This window comes from Streptomyces aurantiacus (assembly GCF_001418335.1).
In the GTDB taxonomy this organism is placed as follows: Bacteria; Actinomycetota; Actinomycetes; order Streptomycetales; family Streptomycetaceae; genus Streptomyces; species Streptomyces aurantiacus.
This window is the reverse complement of record NZ_LIPP01000235.1, coordinates 25,400-46,574: the sequence shown is the minus strand read 5'-3', so window position 1 is coordinate 46,574 and position 21,175 is coordinate 25,400. Positions and strand designations below refer to the sequence as shown.

The 21,175-nt window shown below is 71.8% G+C and carries 16 protein-coding genes and 3 pseudogenes; 10 read left to right on the top strand and 9 right to left on the bottom strand.

Annotated features, from left to right (window positions below; all coding sequences use genetic code 11):
• Window positions 1-113: 113 nt before the first annotated feature.
• Window positions 114-401: pseudogene (locus AOK01_RS44485) on the bottom strand (four-helix bundle copper-binding protein); the annotation flags it as partial.
• Between the two features lie 381 nt (window positions 402-782).
• On the opposite strand from AOK01_RS44485, the gene AOK01_RS28450 reads away from it, so the two are divergent.
• From AOK01_RS28450 to AOK01_RS28440, 4 genes and pseudogenes are all read left to right on the top strand, one after another.
• Complete coding sequence (locus tag AOK01_RS28450) at window positions 783-2,120, top strand: glycoside hydrolase family 43 protein (RefSeq protein ID WP_055516670.1); 1,338 nt, start codon at window positions 783-785, stop codon at window positions 2,118-2,120.
• A gap of 482 nt (window positions 2,121-2,602) precedes the next feature.
• Window positions 2,603-2,946 (top strand): annotated as a pseudogene (locus AOK01_RS41755) (helix-turn-helix domain-containing protein); the annotation flags it as partial.
• A 298-nt stretch (window positions 2,947-3,244) separates the two neighbouring features.
• Window positions 3,245-4,573, top strand: a complete 1,329-nt coding sequence (locus AOK01_RS28445) for a phosphatase PAP2 family protein (RefSeq protein WP_213862165.1) — start codon at window positions 3,245-3,247, stop codon at window positions 4,571-4,573.
• A 92-nt stretch (window positions 4,574-4,665) separates the two neighbouring features.
• Window positions 4,666-7,026, top strand: coding sequence for an ATP-binding protein (locus AOK01_RS28440; RefSeq protein ID WP_055516659.1), 2,361 nt, complete (start codon window positions 4,666-4,668; stop codon window positions 7,024-7,026).
• Here AOK01_RS28440 and AOK01_RS28435 read toward each other — a convergent pair.
• On the bottom strand, window positions 6,934-7,458 hold the full coding sequence (locus AOK01_RS28435) for a hypothetical protein (RefSeq protein ID WP_055516657.1): 525 nt from the start codon (window positions 7,456-7,458) through the stop codon (window positions 6,934-6,936). The genes AOK01_RS28440 and AOK01_RS28435 overlap by 93 nt on opposite strands.
• Window positions 7,455-9,923, bottom strand: a complete 2,469-nt coding sequence (locus tag AOK01_RS28430; protein WP_079103826.1) for a tetratricopeptide repeat protein — start codon at window positions 9,921-9,923, stop codon at window positions 7,455-7,457. Before AOK01_RS28430 ends, AOK01_RS28435 begins: the two co-directional genes overlap by 4 nt.
• 319 nt (window positions 9,924-10,242) lie before the next feature.
• Between AOK01_RS28430 and dhaK the strand changes: the two genes are divergently transcribed.
• From dhaK to AOK01_RS28415, 3 genes are all read left to right on the top strand, one after another.
• Window positions 10,243-11,235 carry a dihydroxyacetone kinase subunit DhaK gene (gene dhaK / locus AOK01_RS28425; RefSeq protein WP_055516653.1) on the top strand — a complete coding sequence of 331 codons (993 nt, stop codon included), beginning with the start codon at window positions 10,243-10,245 and terminating at the stop codon, window positions 11,233-11,235.
• A 100-nt stretch (window positions 11,236-11,335) separates the two neighbouring features.
• Window positions 11,336-11,935: a dihydroxyacetone kinase subunit DhaL gene (gene dhaL / locus AOK01_RS28420; RefSeq protein WP_055516651.1), complete on the top strand. Its 600-nt coding sequence runs from the start codon at window positions 11,336-11,338 to the stop codon at window positions 11,933-11,935.
• The gene (locus tag AOK01_RS28415) at window positions 11,928-12,377 is read left to right on the top strand and encodes a PTS sugar transporter subunit IIA domain-containing protein (protein ID WP_245702446.1); all 450 of its coding nucleotides are present in this window, start codon (window positions 11,928-11,930) and stop codon (window positions 12,375-12,377) included. Before dhaL ends, AOK01_RS28415 begins: the two co-directional genes overlap by 8 nt.
• 22 nt (window positions 12,378-12,399) lie before the next feature.
• On the opposite strand, the gene AOK01_RS28410 is transcribed toward AOK01_RS28415, so the two are convergent.
• Complete coding sequence (locus AOK01_RS28410) at window positions 12,400-13,110, bottom strand: glycoside hydrolase family 75 protein (RefSeq protein ID WP_055516649.1); 711 nt, start codon at window positions 13,108-13,110, stop codon at window positions 12,400-12,402.
• A gap of 369 nt (window positions 13,111-13,479) precedes the next feature.
• On the opposite strand from AOK01_RS28410, the gene AOK01_RS28405 reads away from it, so the two are divergent.
• Together AOK01_RS28405 and AOK01_RS28400 are read left to right on the top strand one after the other, a co-directional pair.
• Complete coding sequence (locus AOK01_RS28405; RefSeq protein WP_055516648.1) at window positions 13,480-14,493, top strand: fibronectin type III domain-containing protein; 1,014 nt, start codon at window positions 13,480-13,482, stop codon at window positions 14,491-14,493.
• Window positions 14,494-14,700: 207 nt separating this feature from the next.
• Window positions 14,701-15,249, top strand: coding sequence for a hypothetical protein (locus tag AOK01_RS28400; RefSeq protein ID WP_055516646.1), 549 nt, complete (start codon window positions 14,701-14,703; stop codon window positions 15,247-15,249).
• 5 nt (window positions 15,250-15,254) lie between these two features.
• On the opposite strand, the gene AOK01_RS28395 is transcribed toward AOK01_RS28400, so the two are convergent.
• The 3 genes from AOK01_RS28395 to AOK01_RS28385 form a co-directional block, all read right to left on the bottom strand.
• Window positions 15,255-15,812: a PadR family transcriptional regulator gene (locus AOK01_RS28395; RefSeq protein ID WP_055516644.1), complete on the bottom strand. Its 558-nt coding sequence runs from the start codon at window positions 15,810-15,812 to the stop codon at window positions 15,255-15,257.
• A gap of 40 nt (window positions 15,813-15,852) precedes the next feature.
• Window positions 15,853-17,868, bottom strand: coding sequence for an NADPH-dependent 2,4-dienoyl-CoA reductase (locus AOK01_RS28390; RefSeq protein WP_055516643.1), 2,016 nt, complete (start codon window positions 17,866-17,868; stop codon window positions 15,853-15,855).
• Window positions 17,869-18,050: 182 nt separating this feature from the next.
• On the bottom strand, window positions 18,051-18,833 hold the full coding sequence (locus AOK01_RS28385) for a putative protein N(5)-glutamine methyltransferase (RefSeq protein WP_055516641.1): 783 nt from the start codon (window positions 18,831-18,833) through the stop codon (window positions 18,051-18,053).
• 231 nt (window positions 18,834-19,064) lie between these two features.
• Between AOK01_RS28385 and AOK01_RS41750 the strand changes: the two are divergent.
• Window positions 19,065-19,393, top strand: a pseudogene (locus tag AOK01_RS41750) (hypothetical protein); the annotation flags it as partial.
• 79 nt (window positions 19,394-19,472) lie between these two features.
• Here AOK01_RS41750 and AOK01_RS28375 read toward each other — a convergent pair.
• Complete coding sequence (locus AOK01_RS28375; RefSeq protein ID WP_055516638.1) at window positions 19,473-20,192, bottom strand: GNAT family N-acetyltransferase; 720 nt, start codon at window positions 20,190-20,192, stop codon at window positions 19,473-19,475.
• Window positions 20,189-21,109, bottom strand: a complete 921-nt coding sequence (locus AOK01_RS28370; RefSeq protein WP_055516636.1) for a quinone oxidoreductase family protein — start codon at window positions 21,107-21,109, stop codon at window positions 20,189-20,191. The genes AOK01_RS28375 and AOK01_RS28370 overlap by 4 nt, the downstream gene beginning before the upstream one ends.
• Window positions 21,110-21,175 lie beyond the last annotated feature (66 nt).

Genomic DNA, 21,175 nt, shown 5'->3' with positions numbered 1-21,175 from the left:
CCTGCCTCCACCCCTGCCTCCGCCCCGACGTGGGCCTCGACCTGGGCTTCGGGGCCGAGACCGGGACCGGCACCGAGGCCGCGGTCGCGGTCGCGGCCACCGTCACGGCCAAGGTCGAAGACGTCGGCGGTTTCGAGGCAGACGGCGCGGCACCACTCGACCTGGGTCCGCATCACGTCCTCGGACTCCGTGACCTGTTCCGCCAGAAGACGGCACGTCGTGTCGCAGACCTCCGCACACAGGATGCCCTTGCGCCGGATCAGTTGCTGGTCCGCGGGGCCGTCGAGATCGGCGAGGCTCGCACGCAGGGCACACGCCCGCGCACATTCGGTGCATGCCTGCGCGCAGGCGAACCGGTCCTCAAGGAAACGAACGAGTTCCTGAAGCTCTGTTACTGACACACGGTCCGGGTAGCCGGACGCCGCGACGCCAAACCCACAGGGGACATAAGCGACTCACCTCGGGTCGAGCACGTCGAAGTCGTTGACGTGGCCACGACGACAATCTACGTTCTGACCGGCTCGTCGAACCTTGTACGAAATATCGACCAGCGGGACGGGTGTGCCGGGACAGCACGCACCCGGCGCGCAGCACATGAACACGCAGCACGAACACGCCACACAGGAACACGCAGCGCAGGACCCCACCACCGAGGAGAGCCGCACATGACCACGCCTGACAGCCCCGTCGATTCCACTGCCACGCCGGACGCGCCCGGCGCGTTCCGGCCCTTCGCGCCTGTCGCACCCTTCGCGCCCTCGCGCCGGAGTCTGTTGCGGGCGATGGCCGCGCTGCCCGTCTCGGCCCTCGCCGTGGGCGGACTGCCGGGCCTGCTCGGTGCGGCCGCGGCGGCCGCGCCGCCCAGCGGTTCCGCCACCCGCTACACCATCGTGCCGTTCCTCAACAGCAACGACGGCACCGTGAACGTCTACCAGTCCGACGACGCCACGGACTTCCGGCTCCTCAAGGCGTCCGCGTACACCCCGCCCGCGGGCCGGATCCGGGACGCCAGCATCCTCAAGCACACCGACGGCTACTACTACATCACCTACACCACGCACACCTGGCAGGACACCAGCACCACCATCGGCTTCGCCCGCAGTCCGGACCGGGCCAACTGGACGTTCCTGTACGACTACACGGTCCCCATCGCGAACCTGTCGCGTGCCTGGGCGCCCGAGTGGTTCGTCGACAGCGACGGCAGCGTGCACATCCTGGTGTCCTGCTCGACCGCCGACGACGAGTGGATCTTCACTCCGTATCGGCTGAGGGCGACGAACTCGGCGCTCACCACGTGGAGTTCGCCCGTCGCACTGTCCGGCATCGGCGCCAACCACATCGACACGTTCGTGGTGAGGACCGGCTCGACGTACCACGCCTTCACGAAGAACGAGACGTCGAAGTACATCGAGTACGCCACGGCCACCGCGCTCACCGGGCCCTACACCATCAGCCGGACCGGAAACTGGGCGGGCTGGGGCGGCACCCGGGAGGGCGCGGCGCTGATACAGCTCGACAACGGCGCGTGGCGGATCTTCTTCGACGGATACGGCGACGGCAGTTACTACTGCAGCGACAGTTACGACAGCTTCACCACCTGGAGCGCGCCCAGGGCGCTGCCGGGCATCTCCGGCACCGCGCGCCACTTCACCGTGGTCAAGGAGACGGTCTCCGGTGGGGTGAGCCTGCCGACGGGCGTCACCCGCTCGCTCCGGTCGGGCAACTTCACCACCCGCTACTGGCAGGACCAGTCCGGCCTGCTCAACCTCCCTGTGGTGACGGCGTCCAGCACGGCCGCGGAGAAGCAGGCGTCCACGTTCACCGTCGTGGCGGGCCTCGCCGACGGAAACGGCTTCTCCTTCCGCAACGCGGCCGGCGGCTACCTTCGGCACTGGAACTTCCGGGGCCGCTTCGACGCGAACGACGGCACGTCCACGTTCGCGAGGGACGCGACCTTCGTCGCCCGGACGGGCAGCGCCAGTGGCTCCGTACGGCTGGAGTCGTACAACTACCCCGGCTACTACCTGCGCCACTACGACTACCAGCTCCGCGTGGACCCGTCGGACGGCACCGACCTCTTCCGGCAGGACAGTTCGTTCGTGGCCACCAACCCTCTCTGACCTGCACGGTATTCAACGTGCGCCTTCACGGCCAACGCACAGCCCAGCGCCGCACCACCAAGTGCCGGGGAGTCGCGAAAGGCTGCAGACCCGGCTTCCGCTGGTCCATGTGAGTTCCTGCACCGGGCCTGCGAGTTCGAGACCGGGGAGGCCTCGGATGACCGTTCCAATGGCTACTTGCAGCTCGACAACCCGCCCGCTCCCCGCTTCTTCGGGAATCGGTCCCGGCGTGTGGGCGGTGCGGTGTGCCGCGTCGAAGGGCCCGGTCGCGGTCGTTGCTGTCCTGGCCGGCCGCCCAGGAGGCGAACAGCGAAAGGTGGTCGCCGCCGCCGGCGACGGTGATCAGGCTGCGGTCGCGGGCAACCAGTTCCGTGCGGTTCCACACGTCCTCGGACAGGACGTCGTCGGTGAGTTCGGCGAATTTTGGAGCGAAGTCTCCGATCGTCCGGCGTCCGCCACCGATCTGCTGTGCCTGCTCAGTCATGAAGGTTCCTCTCGCTGGTCCGTCCGCGGGGCACAAGAGCCAAGGCCTATTCCTGGCCTCCCGCCGCGCGAAAATCACCCCGCGGCAGGCGGGCCTGCCCCGCCTACGGCGGCAGCCGACGCCGGCGTCAGCATCGACTACTACGTCCGCCTGGAACGGGGCCACCTCGCCGGAGCCTCGGAGGAAGTCCTCGACGCCGTCGCGAACGCGCTCCAGCTCGACGACGCCGAACGCGCCCACCTGTACGACCTGGCCCGCGCCGCGAAGCGTCCCGCCCGTCGCACCGGACGGTCCCGCGGCCCGCTGCCCGCTCACACACGACGAGCCTGCCGGGCAGCCACGGCACCCGGTCGTACCCGTGAACCCGTTCCGACCCGCTCCCGTGCCGTGCCGGGAACAAGACGGAACCCGGACAGCGATCTTTCCGTCTTCCCCGCAGGGTGTTCTACTCTTCGCTCTTCGTGAGGGGAAACCGGCCCCGACGGAAGGCGAGCGACACCCACCCGGGGCTCGACGCGACACAGTGGACATTGGCGGGAAGTTGAGACAGGTGCCAGCGCAGGGTTCTCCGCGAATAGCGCGAATAGACCGAAGAATCCTGATCTCCGTGTGGCGTCGTCCGCGGGGGCGACTCTGGGGCGTGGCGGGTGTCGTGGCCCTCGGGTTCCTCGTCGCGCTGGAGATCGCCGCACGTCGGTACGGTCTGCCGGGGCCGATCACCAGTCAGGCGCGGGAGGTGGTGTTCGCTCCCCGATCAGGCTTTCTGCTGTACGCCGGCATGGCGTTGATGATGGTGGTGCTCACCTGGCGGCAACGGTTCGTCGCGGTCGGTGCCGCGATCGGTGTCGACCTCGTCCTCCTGGTGGTCCGGTGGGCGGTCGACGCGGACGTGGCCGACGGCCACCCCTTCGGCAACGGTGCCCTGTGGGTGATGCTGGGCTGTGCGGTCATCGCCGTCACTCGCCGTACCGGCCGTGAACGCGTCCTGCTGCTGAAGGGGGTCGGGCTGGGCCTGGTGCTGGTGACCGGCCGCAAAACCGGCGACACCTGGCTTCTCATCACGTCCAAGACGCGCCCGATGGTGCTCGACCAGTACGTGGCAACCGCCGATCACGCGCTGGGCAACCCGTCGTGGCTGGCGGGCCGGCTGGTCACGGCCACCGGCCCGATCGGCTTCAACTTCCTCGACATCGTCTACGGTCAGCTCGCGGTGGCCGCGGTCGTCGTCGCGCTGTACCAACTGCGGCATGTGGCCGTCGAGCGCCGCTTCCCGGGCCACCATCTGGTGCGCACCTTTCTGGTGATCGGCCTTCTCGGACCCGCCATCTACATGATCTTCCCGGTGGTCGGACCGGTCTTCGCGTACGGCACCGGCGCCGAGCACTGGGCGGCAGTCAGCATGTGGTCGCCGACGCCGCCCAGCGAACAATGGGCGGTGGCCGACCTCTGGCCGCAGACACCGCCGCCGGTCGGCGTCCCGCACCCCGTGCCGTTCGACGCGATCACCCCGCGGAACTGCATGCCCAGCCTGCACACGGCGTGGGCCACCGCGATCTTCATCCACTCCCGGAAGGGCCCGCGGACGCTGCGCTACGCCGGCACGTTCTGGCTGGTGGCCACGCTCTGCGCGACGCTGGGATTCGGCTATCACTACGGCGTGGATCTCATCGCCGGTGTGGTGTTCACCCTCACCGTGGAGGCGGCTCTGCGCCTGTTCGACCATGGCTGGGACCGAGCGGGGACCCGGCTGGTCGTGTCCGGCGCAGCCGTCTTCGCCACTCTCCTGGTGTCCTATCGCTATCTGCCGGTGGAGATGGCGACGTATCCGTGGGTGTTCGGCCCCCTGCTCCTGCTGGCGATGGCCGCGGTGGTCTACGGCTACGCGGGGACCATCGCCCCGCGGGAAGCGAGCACCGCACCGGCGCGGCAGCCGAAACCACAGCCCGACCCCCAACCCGAACCGGCGTGACCACGTGCGTCGAGGCCCGGTGTCCGCCGAGGCCACTGGTGGTTACTCTCGGAAAGGAGGCGATACGCGAGCGGGTGCCGAGGGGGAACCGCATGACCGATCACTCGGACCGTCCCCCGCACACCGCTCAACGGTATGAGGTCGCCAACGCGGTCGCCGGCGCCTCCGTCGGCGTGGTGGTCCAGGCAGGCCGTATCGACGGCGGTGTCCAGGTGACGACCGGCAGCGTGCCGGGAGCGGAGACGCCCCGCCAGCTTCCGGTGAGCGGGGGCCTGTTCGTGGGGCGCGCCGCGGAACTGGACGAACTGGGAAGCCTGCTCCGGCCACCCACGGCCGGGCAGCCGAGAATCGTGCTGCTCTCCGGCGCCGCCGCCACGGGCAAGACCACGCTCGCCGTGTTCTGGGGGCACCGGGCCGCCCTCCACTTCCCGGACGGCCAGCTCTATGTGGACCTGAGGGGTTTCGGCCCGGACGAACCGCTCTCCCCGCTCACCGTTCTCAGCGGTTTCCTGCGCGCTCTGGGGCGGTCGCTCGCCGCCGAGAGCGGACCGTTGGAGGAAAGGGCGGCCACCTTCCGTACGGCACTGAGCGGTCGCCGGGTGCTCGTCGTCCTCGACAACGCCTCCTCCACCGACCAGGTCCGCCCCCTCCTGCCCGGCTCCGCCACCTGCGCCGTGGTGGTCACCAGCCGACGGAAGCTGAGCGGACTGGGTGTGCACCACGCGGTACGGACCGTGGCACTCGGCGTGCTCGGCGACGCCGAGAGCCGGGCGCTGCTCAACGCCGCGATCGGGGAGCGGGCCGCCGTCGAGGAGGAGAGCGTCGGCCGGCTCGCGGCCCACTGCGCGGGCCTGCCGCTGGCTCTGCGCATCGCGGCGCAGCGGGTCGCCGCGCGTCCCGCCCGGAGCATCGCCTCGCTTGTCGGCGAGCTGGACGGCATCGGCACGGGGCTCGACCTCTTCGACGCGGACGACGACACCCGCTCCACCCTGCGCGGTGTGTTCTCGTGGTCCTACCGGGACCTGCCTGCGGCCGTACGCGGCGCCTTCGCGCTCCTCGCGCTGCACCCCGGCGACACGTTCGACCTCCCCTCGGCCACGGCGCTGCTCGGGACGTCGGGCGCCGAGGCGGTCCGTCTGCTGCGCCGGCTGTCCGACTCGCACCTCGTGGACGACACGGGCGGGGACCGGTTCACGATGCACGACCTGCTGCGCTCCTACGGTCGCGAACTGCACACGGCTGCCGACCCGCCGACGCACGCCCCGCAGACGCACGTACACCCGAACCCGAACCCGCAGCCGCACCCGCACCCGCTCGGCGGCCTGTACGACTACTACCTGTCCATGGCGGACAGGGCCGGACGCGTCATCATGCCGTACCGCCACCGCTTCGCCCTGGCGACCGGCGGGCGTCCGATCCCGGTCGAGCCGCCGATGGCGAGCAGGGCCGACGCGTTGCGCTGGATGGACGCCGAGTGGCGCACCCTGGTGGCGCTGTGCCGGCTGGACGACCCCGTCTTCGACGTACGCCGTTGGCAGCTGGCCTACACCCTGCGGGACTACTTCTACCTGGCCAAACACCTGGACGGCTGGTCGGAGAGTCACTACCTGGCGTTGGCCGGGTGTGCACGCATCGGCGACCGCCGCGCCGAGGCGATGACGCGCAACAACCTCGGGCGTGCGCTGCTGGAGGCGGGCCGCACGGCGGAGGCGGCCCGGCAGTACCGGCTGGCGCACGACCGGTTCGCGGAACTCGGCGACGAGCACGGCCTCAGTGATTCCCTGGCCAACCTCGCCTCGCTCCACCGGCGTCAGGGCGCGCACACCGAGGCGCTGGACCTTCAGCTGCGTGCCCTGGACGTCTATCGCAGGACCGGGGCGACGCGGAAGGTCGGCATCACCCTGCGCAGCATGGCCAAGACCGAGACCGAGCTGGGTCGCACCGCCGACGCGACGGGTCACGCGACCGAGGCGACGACCCTGTTCTCCGCGCTGGGCCTGGACCTCGACATCGCCCAGTCCGCGTACACGCTCGGTCTGGCCCGGCAGCGGGGAGGCGACGAGGTGTCGGCCACCCGGGCCTACGAGCAGGCCATCGAGTTCGGCCGCAGGGCCGGAAGCCGGTACGAGGAGGCGCGGGCCCTGCGGCAGCTCGGCTTCCTGGACGCCGCCGCGGGGCGGGTCGACGCGGCCCGTGACCGGTGGCAGGCGTCGCTGGAGCTGTTCACGTCGCTGGGCGCGCCGGACGCCGGCGCTGTGGCCGCGCAACTGGCCGGCCTCGGCGACGGGCGGCCCGGCTCGGGCGACGGGCGGCCCGGCTCGGGCGACGGGCGGCCCGGCTCGGGCGACGGGCGGCCCGGTTCAATAGGTGGGGTCCTCGCCCAACAGGTCGAGGATCCAGTGGTGCAGGATCCGGGCGACCTCCTGGTCCCGGGCGCCGATGGTCTCGGGTGACCGTACCGCCCATTCGTCGATGCCCTCCCGGGCGTCCTGCGCCAGGACCAGGGCGTCGTCGCGCTGCCCTTCGTACTGGTCGGCCGCGGCCATCGCGTGGGCGAGGCCCAGGGTCGCGCGCAGCGTCTCGGGGGCGTCCGGGCCGTACCGCGCGACCTGCCGCCCCTGGAAGTCGACCGCGGCGACCAGGAGTTCGGCAAGCAGTTCGTCGTGATCGCCTTCCAGATGTACGTCTTCGGGGGCGACGCCGTCGGGCAGGTCGCTCGGCTCGCCGACGGCAGCGCCGGCGCCCTCCGGCGCGGGCAGGTCGGTGAGGCCTCCGTGCAGCAGGGCCCACAGGGTCGTCACGGTGGCCGGCTGATCGGGCCCCTGCACGCGCAGCCGGTCGGCGTAGAGGGCGTAGTGGCTCCAGTCGTCGGGAGCAGCGGTCACGAGTCGGTCCTCCTGCGTGCGGTGATGATGTTCTCGCGTGCGTCGAGTGTGTCGGGGTGGTCGTCGCCCAGGTGGGCCCTGCGTCGCCGCCAGACCTCCTCGAACGCGGTGAGCGCCGCCGCGGTGTCACCGATGCGCAGGTGGTTGGCGCCGATGCTGAACAGGCTGTCCACCGTGCCCCGGGCGTCAGGTCCGGCCGTGTTGGTCCATCGTTCGTGGGCGAAGGTGGCGATGCGCAGCGCGGTGGGTGCCGCGTACCGGCCGGGTCCCCGGCCGACCGCTATGGCCAGGTTGTTCAGAGCCGTCAGGGTTTCCCGGGCGGACGGGCCGTGGCGTCCGTGCCAGCCGTGGCAGGTCTCCCGCAGCAGTGCCCGGGCCGTCCGGTGATCGCCGAGTGCCTGGTGGGTGTTGGCGAGGTTGTTCATCGCCCACAGGGTGTCGGGGTGGGGTCGGTCGAACCGGTCGCGGCCGTGCAGGGCGTCGAGTTCCTCGACGGCCTGCTCCTGGAGTTCGCGCGCCTGGGTGAGTGCTCCGTTCTCCTGCAGTACGGCGCCGAGCCCGACCAGCGCGCACAGCGTGGTGTACGGGTCGCAGAGCGGCGAGTCGCGGCACGAGGCGTACAGAGCCCGGAAGTCGTCGACGGCGCCCGCGCTGTCGCCCAGTTCCGAGCGCAGCTGTCCGGACCGCGCGACGAGGGACCACTGGCCGTGGTCGACGCCCCAGCCTTCGGAGGCCGCCAGGTTCGCCGCGGCCTGGACGTGTGCCAGCAGGCCGAGCGTACGGAGCCTCGACGCGGCGTCGGTTCCTGTCCGGTCGAGCAGGTCGGCCAGCGCGCGCACGGCCCGGTGGGAGGCCTGTCGTCGCGTTCCGTCGCGCAGCAGGACGCGTGCCGCGCGCGCGACCAGCGCGTGGACGAGGTAGGTGGCGCCGGAGACGTCCTGGGTCTCCTCGACGAGTCCTCGGCCGTCGAGAGCGCGGACGCCTTCTGTCACTGCTGTCGCGGCGGCGTGCGGGTCGTCGTCCGCGCCGTCCGCGCCGGGCAGTACGGCCGTCAGGAGGTCGTGCGGGACGGGCGCCGCGGCGAGTACGCTCGCGGCGGTGAGTAGGCGGACCGCGGGGGCGGGCAGGGCGTCGAACGCGCGCAGCAGGACTCCGCTGAGCGGGCGGGCGGTCTCCGCCGGCAGGTCGTGGCGCAGGTGTTCCGCGAGTTCGAGCGCGGGCCGGGCGTCCTCGCGCAGGTCCGCGAGGAGGGAGCGGTAGCCGGTGAATCCCTGCGTCGTCGTCAGCCCGGCGGTGATCCGCAGTGCGAGCGGGTGTCCCCGCAGGTCCGCCACGATGTCGCGGGCGGCGTTGCGTTCGTCGATGTCCTCCCGGGCCGGTTCGCGACGTGCGGTGAGCAGGCGGAGTCCCGGTCTCGGGCCCAGGCCGGACAGGCGGATCTCGGTGCGGCTCGTGCCGTGGACGCTGCCGCGGGTGGTGACGAGTGTCCGGCCCTTGGGGCCGGGGGCGAGCAGGTACGGGTGCTCACGCAGGCTCACAAAGGTGGGGAGGTCGTCGACGATCCAGAGATAGGGCGGCAGTTCCTCCAGACGGCGGCCCACGGCAAGCCTCAACTCCGCGCTGCTGTCCGTGTGTTCGGGCAGGGAGAGGCGCGCCGCGATACGCCGCAGCGCCGTGTGGAAGGCGGCCTGTACGGCACCGGAGTCGTGCCGGCCCAGGGGGTCGCTGCCGGACAGCTCGACGACGAAGACACCGCCGGGGTGGTCCTGCGCCGCCCAACGGCCGTACTGCTTGCACAGGGTGCTCTTGCCCGAGCCTCCCAGTCCTCGTACGGAGACGACGGGTGCGCCGCCGTCCGCGGTTCCGCCGGGCTCCCGCAGCGCGTCGTGCAGGGCCCAGAGTTCCTTGCGCCGCCCGACGAATCCGGAGTCGCCGAGCAGGTCGTCGACGAGCCAACTCGGCCTGTCGGTCACTGCGGCGCCGAAGCGCCGGTCGTCGCCTTCCCGTACGTCGCCGACCACACGTACGACGTGGTCCGCCAGTTCGGCGACCGAGCGGCCCTCGCGGATGAGCTTGCGCTTCTTGAGCGCCTTGGGCCTGACCTTCTTGGGCGGCACCTTCCAGGTCAGCGGACTGACCCGGCGCATCTCGGTCTCGCCCAGGGCCTTCGCGCAGGACAGGGCGAGGTGCAGCTCGGACCAGCAGTGGTCGCTGTCGTCGAAGCACGGGGTGAGCAGCGGAACGAGGACCCGTGAGCCGAGGAGGGCCGCCTTCACCGACGGCAGCATCTCGTACTCGTCCCACTCGGGCACCGACAGGTCGTCCTGGAAGACGTCCAGCCCCTTGGCGCGCAGGGCGGTGCACATGTCGTCGGCCCATTCCTTGCCGTCCGCCCACGTGTAGCAGAGAAAAACGTCGTACAGGGAATCCGGGCCTGGGGCAACACCACCGTGGTGCACGGTCACTTGGGGTCCTCGGGCTCATCGTGACGGCCGCCCGGGCACGAGCGCGCCGCGAACCGGACACCCACCCCCCGGCGGGGTGGACGCATCCCATCGGAATCCGGGCGGCGTCGCAAGACCGTGAGAGCGTCCGACACGGAAATGGCGAAACAGGACCGATCGGAGTTCCCGTCTGCTCGGTACCCGTCCCCCGGACCTCCTCGACGGCGCGCGGGAGCGGCGGCGCGACCCGCGCGGCCGGCGACGTCGTTACACGTGACCATCGGCTCCGCAGGACTGATACTGCCCAGAGCAGGCTGCCGGTCTCACCAGGAGGTACCCCGTGAAGATGCTCATCAACGTCCCGGAGACGGTTGTCGCGGACGCGCTGCGAGGCATGGCCGCCGCGCATCCCGAGCTGACCGTGGATGTCGAGAACCGGGTGATCGTACGGCGGGACGCCCCGGTGGCCGGAAAGGTGGGGCTCGTGTCGGGCGGCGGATCGGGGCACGAGCCGCTGCACGGCGGATTCGTGGGCCCCGGGATGCTGTCGGCCGCCTGCCCCGGCGAGGTGTTCACGAGCCCGGTGCCGGACCAGATGGTACGGGCCGCCGCGGCCGTGGACAGCGGCGCCGGCGTGCTGTTCATCGTGAAGAACTACACCGGTGACGTGCTCAACTTCGACATGGCGGCCGAGCTCGCCGAGGACGAGGGCATCCAGATCGCCAAGGTCCTCGTCGACGACGACGTGGCCGTCACCGACAGCCTCTACACGGCCGGCCGCCGCGGCACCGGCGCCACCCTGTTCGTGGAGAAGCTCGCGGGCGCCGCGGCCGAGGAGGGCCGGCCGCTGGAGCGGGTCGAGGCACTGGCCCGCCAGGTCAACGAGAACTCGCGCAGTTTCGGTGTCGCGCTCGCCGCCTGCACCACGCCCGCCAAGGGCAGCCCCACCTTCGACCTGCCCGCCGGGGAACTGGAACTGGGCGTCGGAATCCACGGCGAGCCGGGCCGGGAGCGGCGGCCGATGATGACCTCGCGGGAGATCGCCGACTTCTCGGTGAACGCCGTCCTGGAGGACCTGAACCCGCGCAACCCCGTCCTGGTCCTGGTGAACGGCATGGGCGCCACCCCGCTCCTTGAGCTGTACGGCTTCAACGCGGAGGTGCAGCGGGTGCTGGTCGAGCGCGGGGTCCCGGTGGCCCGCACCCTCGTCGGGAACTACGTCACCTCGCTCGACATGGCCGGTGCCTCGGTGACGCTGTGCCAGGTCGACGAGGACCTGCTGCGGCTGTGGGACGCGCCGGTGCGTACCGCGGGTCTGCGCTGGGGCATGTGAGACGCGGTCCCCGCCCGTTCCGCCGGAGCGACCAGAGCGTTCCGAGTGACCGGGGCGATCGCCGCGACCGGTCAACACCTCCACAACGCAAGGAGAACCAGTGCTCGACGCCGACTTCTTCCGCCGTTGGATGACGGCGACCGCCGTGTCCGTGGAACACGAGGCGGGGCGGCTCACCGACCTCGACTCACCGATCGGCGACGCCGACCACGGCAGCAATCTGCAGCGCGGCTTCCGGGCCGTGGCGGCCACCCTGGAGAAGGAGGAGCCGGGCACGCCGGGCGCGGTCCTGACCCTCGCCGGACGCCAGTTGATCTCGACGGTGGGCGGCGCCTCGGGGCCGCTGTACGGGACTCTGCTGCGCCGCACGGGCAAGGCACTCGGTGACGCGGCCGAGGTCGACGAGCAGCAGTTCGCCGAGGCGCTGCGCACCGGCGTGGACGCGGTGATGCAGCTCGGCGGGGCGGCGCCCGGCGACAAGACGATGATCGACGCGCTGGTTCCGGCGGTCGACGCGCTCGGCCGGTCCTTCGCCGCGGCGCGGACGGCCGCCGAGGAGGGCGCCGTCGCCACCACGCCGTTGCAGGCGCGCAAGGGCAGGGCGAGTTATCTGGGCGAGCGCAGCATCGGACACCAGGATCCGGGTGCCACCTCCTCGGCACTCCTGATCGCGGCGCTCGCGGAGACGGCCGGTGAGTGACGTCGTGAGCAGTACACCGGACACGGCTCGGGCCGAGGGCGAGAAGCTCGTGGGCATCGTCCTCGTCTCGCACAGCGCCGCGGTGGCCGTCTCGGTCGCCGAGCTGGCGACGGGGCTCGCGGGCGGCGGCACCCTCGCGCCGGTGGCCCCGGCCGGCGGTGACGGGAGCGGCGGCCTGGGCACCAGCTCCGAGCTGATCTCCGCCGCGGCAGCCGCCGTGGACCGCGGCGCCGGTGTCGCCGTGCTCACCGACCTCGGCAGCGCGGTCCTGACCGTGAAGGCCCTGCTGGCCGAGGGCGACGAACTCCCGTCGAACACCCGCCTGGTGGACGCACCGTTCGTCGAGGGCGCGGTGGCGGCGGTCGTCACCGCGTCCGCCGGAGCGGACCTGGCTGCGGTGGAGGCGGCTGCCGCCGAGGCGTACACGTACCGGAAGGTGTGACGCGCCCGTCCGGTGTCCGGGGTCAGTTCCGTCCGACGAACCGGCGAGCCAGTCGCTCTCCCTGGGCGGTGGCCGCCCGGCGGCTCTCGATGGGAGAGGCGCCGGAGCCCTTGAACAGGATGTAGGTGACGCCGGACGCCGCCCCGCCGCCCCGCGGGTCGGAGCGGACACCGAGGTCCCGGGCCAGGGCGTACGACGCCTCGCCGATGATGTCGTCGGGGCCGACATCGCCCACGACCGCGTACCGGACACGGTCGCGGTGGATGACGGCGGCGACCGTCCCGCGCCGGACGTCGTGCTCCTGGTGGTTCCACCGGTGGCTCGGCGCGGGCACGACCACGTACGGCAGTCGCTCGGCGCTCAACTGGCGCCCGTCGGACTGCTGGTAGGCGGTGGTGTCGCTGAAGAGCGGATCGGTACGTTCGTTGCAGTGCGGGCCCGGTCTGCCGTCGCAGTCGATGTCCAGGTCCGCCTTCCAGAAGACGGCATTGCGCTTGCCGCAGACGTCGATGTCCGCGGGTTCGCCGTCGTCGCTGCTGAAGCGGTCGCTGGAGACGGGGGCGCAGTCACGCACCGCGGCCAGGAGTTCGGCGGCCCGGACGGTGCGCGCGCCTTGTATCCGCCGCGCCTCCGGCCCGTGCCCGGCCTCGGGCGGCGGGGCGGCACCGGGAATTGCGGTGGGAGCGATCAGAGCGATGCCGGCCGCGGCCAGCATCAGCGACCGGACACGCACGATAAAAGACCCTCTCTTGAGTGGGCAGTGCCGAACACTCGGCCCAATCTGGTAGGGGTCCGCGCAGGGGGCCACCGCTGGGGGGCCGTACGGAGCACGTCCGATGACATGCCGTCGGGGGCCGGACGGCCGGATCAGCGATGACTCCGGCCATCCGGCCGCCCTCGCCGGCGCGGGATCAGCGACGACAGCGTTCCGCACCGTCGGCATGAACTCCCCTGTGACACAGGCGCGTTCAGCCGCGAAGAGGATCAGCATACGTAACCTGTGGTCGAAATCGCGAACGGTTGCCCTCTTGATGTGGTCGCGCCGACGGCGCCATATTGGTCCGGACCATTCCCGTCGAGGAGGGCGAGGGAGGGCAGGACTGTGCGACGCGTACTCCTGCGAGCCGCCGTGGTCTGGGGCGCGCTGCTCACGCTGGTGTCCTGCGGCCTGAACGGACAGAGCGCGCGCGGGGACGGTCCGGCGCCCGCGGCCCCGGCCGGTGTCACCGCGGCGGCGGGCAGCGCGACCAGCGTGCACGTCATGTGGAACCGGGCCTCCGGAAAGCCCGAGGTCGCCCACTACGAGGTATACCGCGGCACCACGAAAGTGAAGGAAGTACCCGGGTCACACCACATGGTCAACGTCACCAGGCTCAAGCCGTCGACCATGTATGCCTTCTCCGTACGGGCACGGGACGCCGACGGGAGGCTCGGGCCGTCGAGCGAGCGGGTGCAGGCCACCACACCCGCCGCGACGGCCGCCGACGAGCGGGCCCCGAGCCGCCCGGAGAACCCTCGCGGCAAGGCGGCCGGAAGCCGGGCCGCGCAGCTGTCCTGGGCTCGGTCCACCGACGACCGGGGCGTGGCCTCGTACGACGTCTATCAGGGCCCCACGAAGATCCACAGTGTGGGCGGCGCACAGACGGCGACCGTGGTGACCGGGCTACGGCCGGGCACGCGCTACTCCTTCACGGTCCGGGCGCGCGACGCGGCGGACAACATCTCGTCCGCGAGCCGGTCCGTCCGGATCACCACCCCGGCGGGCCCCGCCGACGCCGACGTGGACGCCGGCGCGGGGACGAACACCGGCACGGGCATGGCGCCCACCGCGTTCCGCGCCACGACGCATCGCAAGGACGGGGCCCACTACCTCGACCTGTCGTGGACGCCGCCCGCCGTCGACGGAGTGATCACGGAGTACCAGATCCAGCTCGACAGGAAGCCGGTCACCTCGCTCGTCTGGGGCGCGACGCCTCCCCGCGGGAAGGCCACGTACAGCTTCTACGTGGGCCGGGAGGCCGGGCTCACCCAGCGGGTGCGGATCCGGGCGAAGCTCCCGGACGGAACGTGGGGCGCCTTCTCGACGGAGCGGACGGTGACGACGGGAGGCCCGTGAACCCTGCCCGGCCCACAGAGACGGACGGGTTCCGCGGGTGTGCCACCGGTGGTCGGCCGGACGAAGGAATTGTTCACCTGCACGGTCCTGGCCGCATGCGGAATCGGTGACCTTCGCATTGGCTCGGTCCGATGGCAGCACGGTCGTTCCCCGACCCTCGGCGGCTCATGGGATGTACCGCCAACCGTGCCGTCGGAGGGCAGTCCTATGCGTATCACTCAGACACTCGTCCGCTCCGGCCCGGCCGTGGCGGCCGCCGCGCTGCCACTGGCCCTCACCGCCGGCCTGCCCGGCGTGGCCGCCGCGGCGGGCACGGGGATCAACGTGACCACCAGTGGCGCGACCGTGCAGGTGACCACCACCGCCTGCGTCACCAGGGCCAACGGATCAATGGGGAACGCCTCGCTGCTCTCCAGCGGCCAGACGAACTTCGCCCAGGGGCGCCAGGTGACCTTGTCCGGCACCAGCGCCAGTCAGTCCGCCGCCTGGTCGAGCGTCACCTCCGGCACCTACACCGTCATCGTGGTCTGCGCCGACGGCTCGACGGCGGGCACCCAGTCCGTCACCGTCTCGCCGGTCTCGACCCCCACGATCTCCGCGACGGCGTCACCGTCGCGCGGGGTGATGGGCGGTACCGGAAGCACCACGAAGGACTACGGCACCGTCACCTACACGGCGGGCGGGGTCCTGGTGGCCGCAGGGCTCGGGGCCACGGTCTGGGTCCTGCGCCGACGCGCGAAGCCGAACCGGCTCTGAAGGAGTCAGGACGCGGAGTCGTCATCGGCCGGGAGCCGTCCGAACTCCGCGAGCGCGTGGGTGAGCCACCCCGTCCAGAAGGTCTCCAGGTCGATCCCGGCACGCAGGACGAGATGCTGGAGCCGGTCGGTGGGGGCGTCCTTGCCGGGCGGGAAGTCACGCCCCTGGATCTCCTCGTACTCCGCCAACTGCCGCTGGTGCGAATCGAGATGGCGGCGCAGATCCGCCTCGATGCCCGCGGTGCCCACCACCGCGGCCGCCCGCAGCCGCAGCAGCAGCGGGTCGCGCAGGGGCTTTGGGTCCTGGGACTCGGCGGTCCAGCGGGCCAGTTCGGCGCGGCCCGCCGGCAGGACCTCGTACCGCTTCTTCTGCCCGCGGGCCGGCTGCTGAGGGGTGAGGGCCCTGATCGAGCCGTCGGCCTCCAGTTTTCCCAGCTCGCGGTAGATCTGCTGATGTGTCGCCGACCAGAAGTAGCCGATCGACTTGTCGAAGCGACGGGTCAGCTCCAGCCCGGACGACGGCTTTTCGAGCAGGGCGGTGAGGATCGCGTGCGGGAGGGACATGGAGTCATCCTAGAAACGGGAAACGGCACCCCGGCACGGCCTACAGCGCCGCCGCCACCTCGGTGCCCTGCTTGACGGCCCGCTTGGCGTCCAGTTCGGCCGCCACGTCGGCGCCGCCGATGAGGTGTACGGAGCGGCCCGCGGCACGCAGTGACTCGTACAGGTCGCGGCGTGGTTCCTGGCCCGTGCAGAGCACGATGGTGTCGACCGGCAGGACGGAGCTGTGGCCGTCCACGGTGAGGTGCAGCCCGGCGTCGTCGATGCGGTCGTACCGGACGCCCGGGACCATGGTGACGCCGCGCTGCTTGAGCTCGGATCGGTGGATCCAGCCGGTGGTCCTGCCGAGCCCTACGCCGACCTTGGACGTCTTGCGCTGCAGGAGGTGGACGCTGCGCGGCGGGGCCGGCCGCTCGGGGGCGCCGAGGCCGCCGGGTGCCCGGTAGTCCATGTCGACGCCCCAGTGCCGGAAGTACGCCGCCGGGTCCTCGCTCGCCTTGTCGCCGCTGTCGGTCAGGTACTCGGCGACGTCGAAGCCGATGCCGCCGGCGCCGAGGATCGCGACCCGGTCCCCGACGGGCGCTCCGTCGCGCAGCACGTCGAGGTATCCGACGACGCTGGGGTGGTCCACGCCGGGGATCTCGGGGGTGCGCGGGCCGACGCCCGTGGCGACGACGACCTCCTCGTACGCGGAGAGGTCCTCGGCGGCGACCGGGGTGTTCAACCGGACGTTCACGCCGTGCAGTTCGAGCTGGGTGCGGAAGTAGCGGATCGTCTCGTCGAACTCCTGCTTGCCGGGCACCTTGCGGGCCACGTTGAGCTGGCCCCCGATCTCGCTCGCGGCGTCGTAGAGCGTGACGTCGTGGCCGCGCTCGGCGGCGCCGACCGCGCAGGCGAGGCCGGCCGGGCCCGCGCCCACCACGGCGACCCGCTTGCGCACCCGGGTCGGCGCGAGGACGAGCTCCGTCTCGTGGCAGGCCCGCGGGTTCACCAGGCAGGAGGTGATCTTCCCGCTGAAGGTGTGGTCGAGGCAGGCCTGATTGCAGCCGATGCAGGTGTTGATGGCCTCGGGCCGCCCGGCCCGCGCCTTGCGCACGAAGTCGGGGTCGGCGAGCATCGGGCGGGCCAGCGACACCATGTCGGCGTATCCCTCGGCGAGCAACTGCTCGGCCAGTTCAGGGGTGTTGATGCGGTTCGTCGTCACGAGCGGGATCGACACGGCGCCCATGACCTTCTTGGTCACCCAGGCGTACGCCCCGCGCGGCACCGAGGTCGCGATGGTCGGTATCCGTGCCTCGTGCCAGCCGATGCCGGTGTTGATGATGGTCGCCCCGGCGGCCTCGACGGCCCGGGCCAGGGTGATCACCTCGTCGAGCGAGGAGCCGCCCGGGACCAGGTCCAGCATCGACAGCCGGTAGATGACGATGAAGTCCTCGCCGACCGCCTCGCGCACCCGGCGGACGATCTCCAGGGGGAACCGCGTGCGGTTCTCGTACGAGCCGCCCCAGCGGTCGTCGCGCCGGTTGGTCCGCGCGGCGATGAACTCGTTGATCAGATAGCCCTCGGAGCCCATGATCTCCACGCCGTCGTAGCCCGCGCTCCGGGCGAGGCGGGCGGCCCGGACGTAGTCGTCGACGGTCTGCTCGACCTCGTCGTCCGTGAGGGCGCGCGGCGTGTGGGGGCTGATGGGTGCCTGGAGGGCGCTCGGCGCGACCAGGTCCTGGTGGTAGGCGTAGCGGCCGAAGTGGAGGAGCTGCAGGGCGATCCGCCCGCCCTCGCGGTGCACCGCGGCGGTGACTTCGGCGTGCTTCGCGGCCTCCGCCTCGGTGGTCAGCTTGGCGCCGCCCTCGTAGGGCCGTCCCACCTCGTTGGGGGCGATGCCGCCGGTCACGATGAGCCCGACACCGCCGCGCGCCCGGGCCGCGTAGAACGCCGCCATGCGCTCGAAGCCCCGCTCGGCCTCTTCCAGACCGACGTGCATGGAGCCCATGAGCACGCGGTTCGGCAGGGTGGTGAACCCCAGGTCGAGCGGGTCCAGCAGGTGCGGATAACGACTCATCGGACCCCTCCGTACGCAATGCGGTTCCCCCAGTTCTAAACGACAGGCCCCCTTTATGCAACTAGTTGCACAACACAGCACCCCATCCGCCCAGGGCGCGAGGAACCGCACACTCCAGCCCCGACGAAGCCCCGACGAAGCCCCGACGAACCCGCACCACACAACCCCGCACCCCAGCGGAGCTACCTCGTGCCGATGACCACATTCGCGTACAACTCCTCCGACACCTCAAGCCGCGCCCGCAACCCCGCAGCGGCGAAGACCGCGACGGCCCGGTCCGCCTGCCGCTCGCTCGTCTCGACGAGCAGGCTGCCGCCCGGCGCCAGCCATCGCGGCGCCTCGACGGCCACGCGCCGCAGCACGTCGAGCCCGTCCCCTCCCCCGTCGAGCGCGACGAGCGGTTCGTGGTCGCGGGCTTCCGGTGGCAGGAGACCGACCTCCTCGGTGGGGACGTACGGCACGTTGGCGGCCAGGACGGCGACCCGCCCGCGCAGGCCGCGCGGCAACGGCTCGAAGAGGTCGCCCTCGTAGACATGGCCGCGTACGCCGACGTTCCGGCGGGCGCAGCGCACCGCGGCGGGGTCGATGTCGGCGGCGTGCAGTTCGGCGCCGGGCAGCGACGCCACGAGCGCGGCACCCACCGCGCCCGAACCGCAGCACAGGTCCACGACGACCGGAGTATCGGAGGCGAGGGCGACGGCCTGCCGGACCAGGAACTCGGTGCGCCTGCGGGGCACGAAGACGCCGGGCTCCACGGCGATCCGCAGTCCGCTGAACTCGGCCCAGCCCAGGACGTGTTCGAGGGGTTGGCCGGCGGCACGGCGGTCCAGCACGGAGGCGAGTTCGGCCGGGGTGCGGGCGCTGGACAGGATCAGTCGCGCCTCGTCCTCGGCGAAGACACAGCCCGCGGACCGGAGGGTGGTGACGACATGGTCGTAGGAAGCGTGGGCGTACGAAGGTGGCATGGAGCCGAGAGCCTTTCGGGGAACCGAAGGGCGCCCTCCAGGTCACCTGATGCCGGTGAAACCCTGAGGCGAGAGCACCCGAGCTGACACAGCGGTAATGGGGCTCACCTCCTTGGTCCGTCACGGCTGGGGCGGTCCTCAGCCGGACGGCAACATTACACGGCCACGACCTCCGGTCGGGTACCGGGTGGTTGCCTCGTACAACAATTGGTTGCATTGCACAACTAAGGGCTGTCCCTGGTCTCGTACACGCCTCTCGGGCACCTGGAGGAGCGCGGCGGCTGCCGCGCCACCGACCTCGCCGTGCACTACGCCCTCGACAAGTCCAGGTGCTGCACCTCACGGCGGCCGGGACGGAGATCCTCGCCCAGGTGACCGCGAGCCGCCGGGTGGCCTTCCACGAGCGGCCGGCGGGCCGGCCCGAGGAGGACCTCCGGCGGTTCGCGGGTTACCTGCTGCGGTACAACGCGACGGTCGACGGCCGGGCCGTGACCGCGCCCGCCCCCGCGCCCGCGTCCGTGGAGGACTCGCCCACGGACGCCTCGCCCACGGACAGCTGAGGAAGACCGCAAGCGCGGATCGGCGAGTCGACGGACCGGTCGGGTCGGCGGGCCGGCCCCCGAACCCGCCACCGAGCCGTCAGCCGACCCCCACCGTCTGTCCGTCCTCCAACCGCTCCGGCACCCGCGCCGACAGGAACGTGGTCCTGCGCCGCAGCCGGAAGCCCAACGACTCGTAGAGCCTGATGGCATCGGTGTTGCCCGCTCCGGTGTGCAGGAACGGGGTCTCGCCCCGGGCGCGGATGCCGTGGGCGACCGCCAGGGTCAGCCGGGTGGCCAGGCCTTCGCCGCGGAAGTCGGGATCGGTGCAGATCGCGCTGATCTCGGTCCAGCCCGGCGGGTGCAGCCGCTCCCCCGCCATGGCGACCAGCGCGCCCTCCCTGCGTATCCCGAGATACGTGCCGAGCTCGATCGTGCGCGGCAGGAACGGGCCCGGCCGGGTGCGCTCGACGAGGTCCAGCATCTCCGGTACGTCGGCGGGGCCCAGCCGTACGGCCTCCGGGTCCGGCGCCGCGGCCAGGCCGTCGTCCACGAACTGCACGCCGTCCACGTGGAAGGTCACCTCCCAGCCGGCCGGGATCTCGCCGCGGTAGCCGGGCAGCGGGACCTCCTGGCCCGGTCCCGCGAACGCCGCGATGTCCGCCCAGTCGTCGGCGTCGGGTTCGTCGGGCAGGGCCAGCCAGGGCGACACGTCGACGGGGTAGCGCAGCACTCGGCCGTGCCGTTCGGCGAAGTGGGCGTGCGGGCCGGTCAGCGACGCCCGCGCGGGGTTGTCCAGGATGTGGGGCGTGGCGCTCATGCGGCGACCTCGATCACGACCTTGCCACGGGCGTGGCCCTCCTCGACGGTACGCAGCGCGTCGGCGGCCTGTTCGAGGGGGAAGGTCTGTGTCACCAAGGGGTCGAGTGTGCCGTCGACGACGAGCCGGGCCACCTCGTCGAGCACCGCGGCGGTACGGGCCCGTACGACGGGTGAGCCGCCGAGGCCCTCCACGATGTCCTTGCCGCCCGCGGTGATCAGCTTCGTGCGGTCCGTCACCAGCTCGGCCGCGGACTCCAGGACCTCACCGCCGACCAGGTCGTACACCGCGTCCACACCGTCGGGCGCCACGGCCCGGACGCCGTCGGCGAAGTCGCGGCCGGACGGCACGTGGACGGCGCCGAGCGACTCGACCAGGTCCTTCTTGCCCTCGCCCGCCACCCCGATGACGTTCAGTCCGTCGGTGCGGGCGATCTGGACGACCGCGACGCCCACACCGCCGCCCGCGCCCGTGACCAGCAGGGTCGCACCGGCCGGCAGGGCCAGTTGCCGCACTCCGTCGTAGGCGGTGGCCGCCGCGACGGGCAGAGCCGCCGCGTCGGTGAAGGAGACACCGGCGGGCTTGTGCGCGGTCACGGCCACGGGGAACAGCGCGTACTGGGCGTATCCGCCGGCGACGGGGTTGCCGAAGACCTCGTCACCGACCTCGAACCCCGTGACGCCCTCGCCGATCTCCTCGACGACACCGGCGGCCTCGTTGCCGAGGACGGCGGGCAGCTCACGCGGCTGCTGACCGGGCCGCTGATATCCGACGCGCTGCTTCCAGTCGACGGGGTTGACGCCCGCCGCCCGGACGGCCACCAGCAACTGGCCGGGCCCCGGGCTCGGCCGGTCCTGCTCGACGAGGGCCTCGGTCTCCGGACCGCCGTACTGGGTGAAGACGTACGCCTTGGGCATTGATCCGTCACTCTCCATTCACGCCGATGTGGCCACTGCCCGGGTGGGCACTATCGGCAAGGAGGA

Bases quoted from the DNA above. Each gene is read 5' to 3' on its own strand.
- AOK01_RS28450 (WP_055516670.1), top strand. From the start codon at position 783: ATGGCCGCGCTGCCCGTCTCGGCCCTCGCCGTGGGCGGACTGCCGGGC.
- AOK01_RS28440 (WP_055516659.1), top strand. From the start codon at position 4,666: ATGACCGATCACTCGGACCGTCCCCCGCACACCGCTCAACGGTATGAG.
- AOK01_RS28400 (WP_055516646.1), top strand. From the start codon at position 14,701: ATGCGTATCACTCAGACACTCGTCCGCTCCGGCCCGGCCGTGGCGGCC.
- AOK01_RS28395 (WP_055516644.1), bottom strand. From the start codon at position 15,812: ATGTCCCTCCCGCACGCGATCCTCACCGCCCTGCTCGAAAAGCCGTCG.
- AOK01_RS28390 (WP_055516643.1), bottom strand. From the start codon at position 17,868: ATGAGTCGTTATCCGCACCTGCTGGACCCGCTCGACCTGGGGTTCACC.
- AOK01_RS28385 (WP_055516641.1), bottom strand. From the start codon at position 18,833: ATGCCACCTTCGTACGCCCACGCTTCCTACGACCATGTCGTCACCACC.
- AOK01_RS28375 (WP_055516638.1), bottom strand. From the start codon at position 20,192: ATGAGCGCCACGCCCCACATCCTGGACAACCCCGCGCGGGCGTCGCTG.
- AOK01_RS28370 (WP_055516636.1), bottom strand. From the start codon at position 21,109: ATGCCCAAGGCGTACGTCTTCACCCAGTACGGCGGTCCGGAGACCGAG.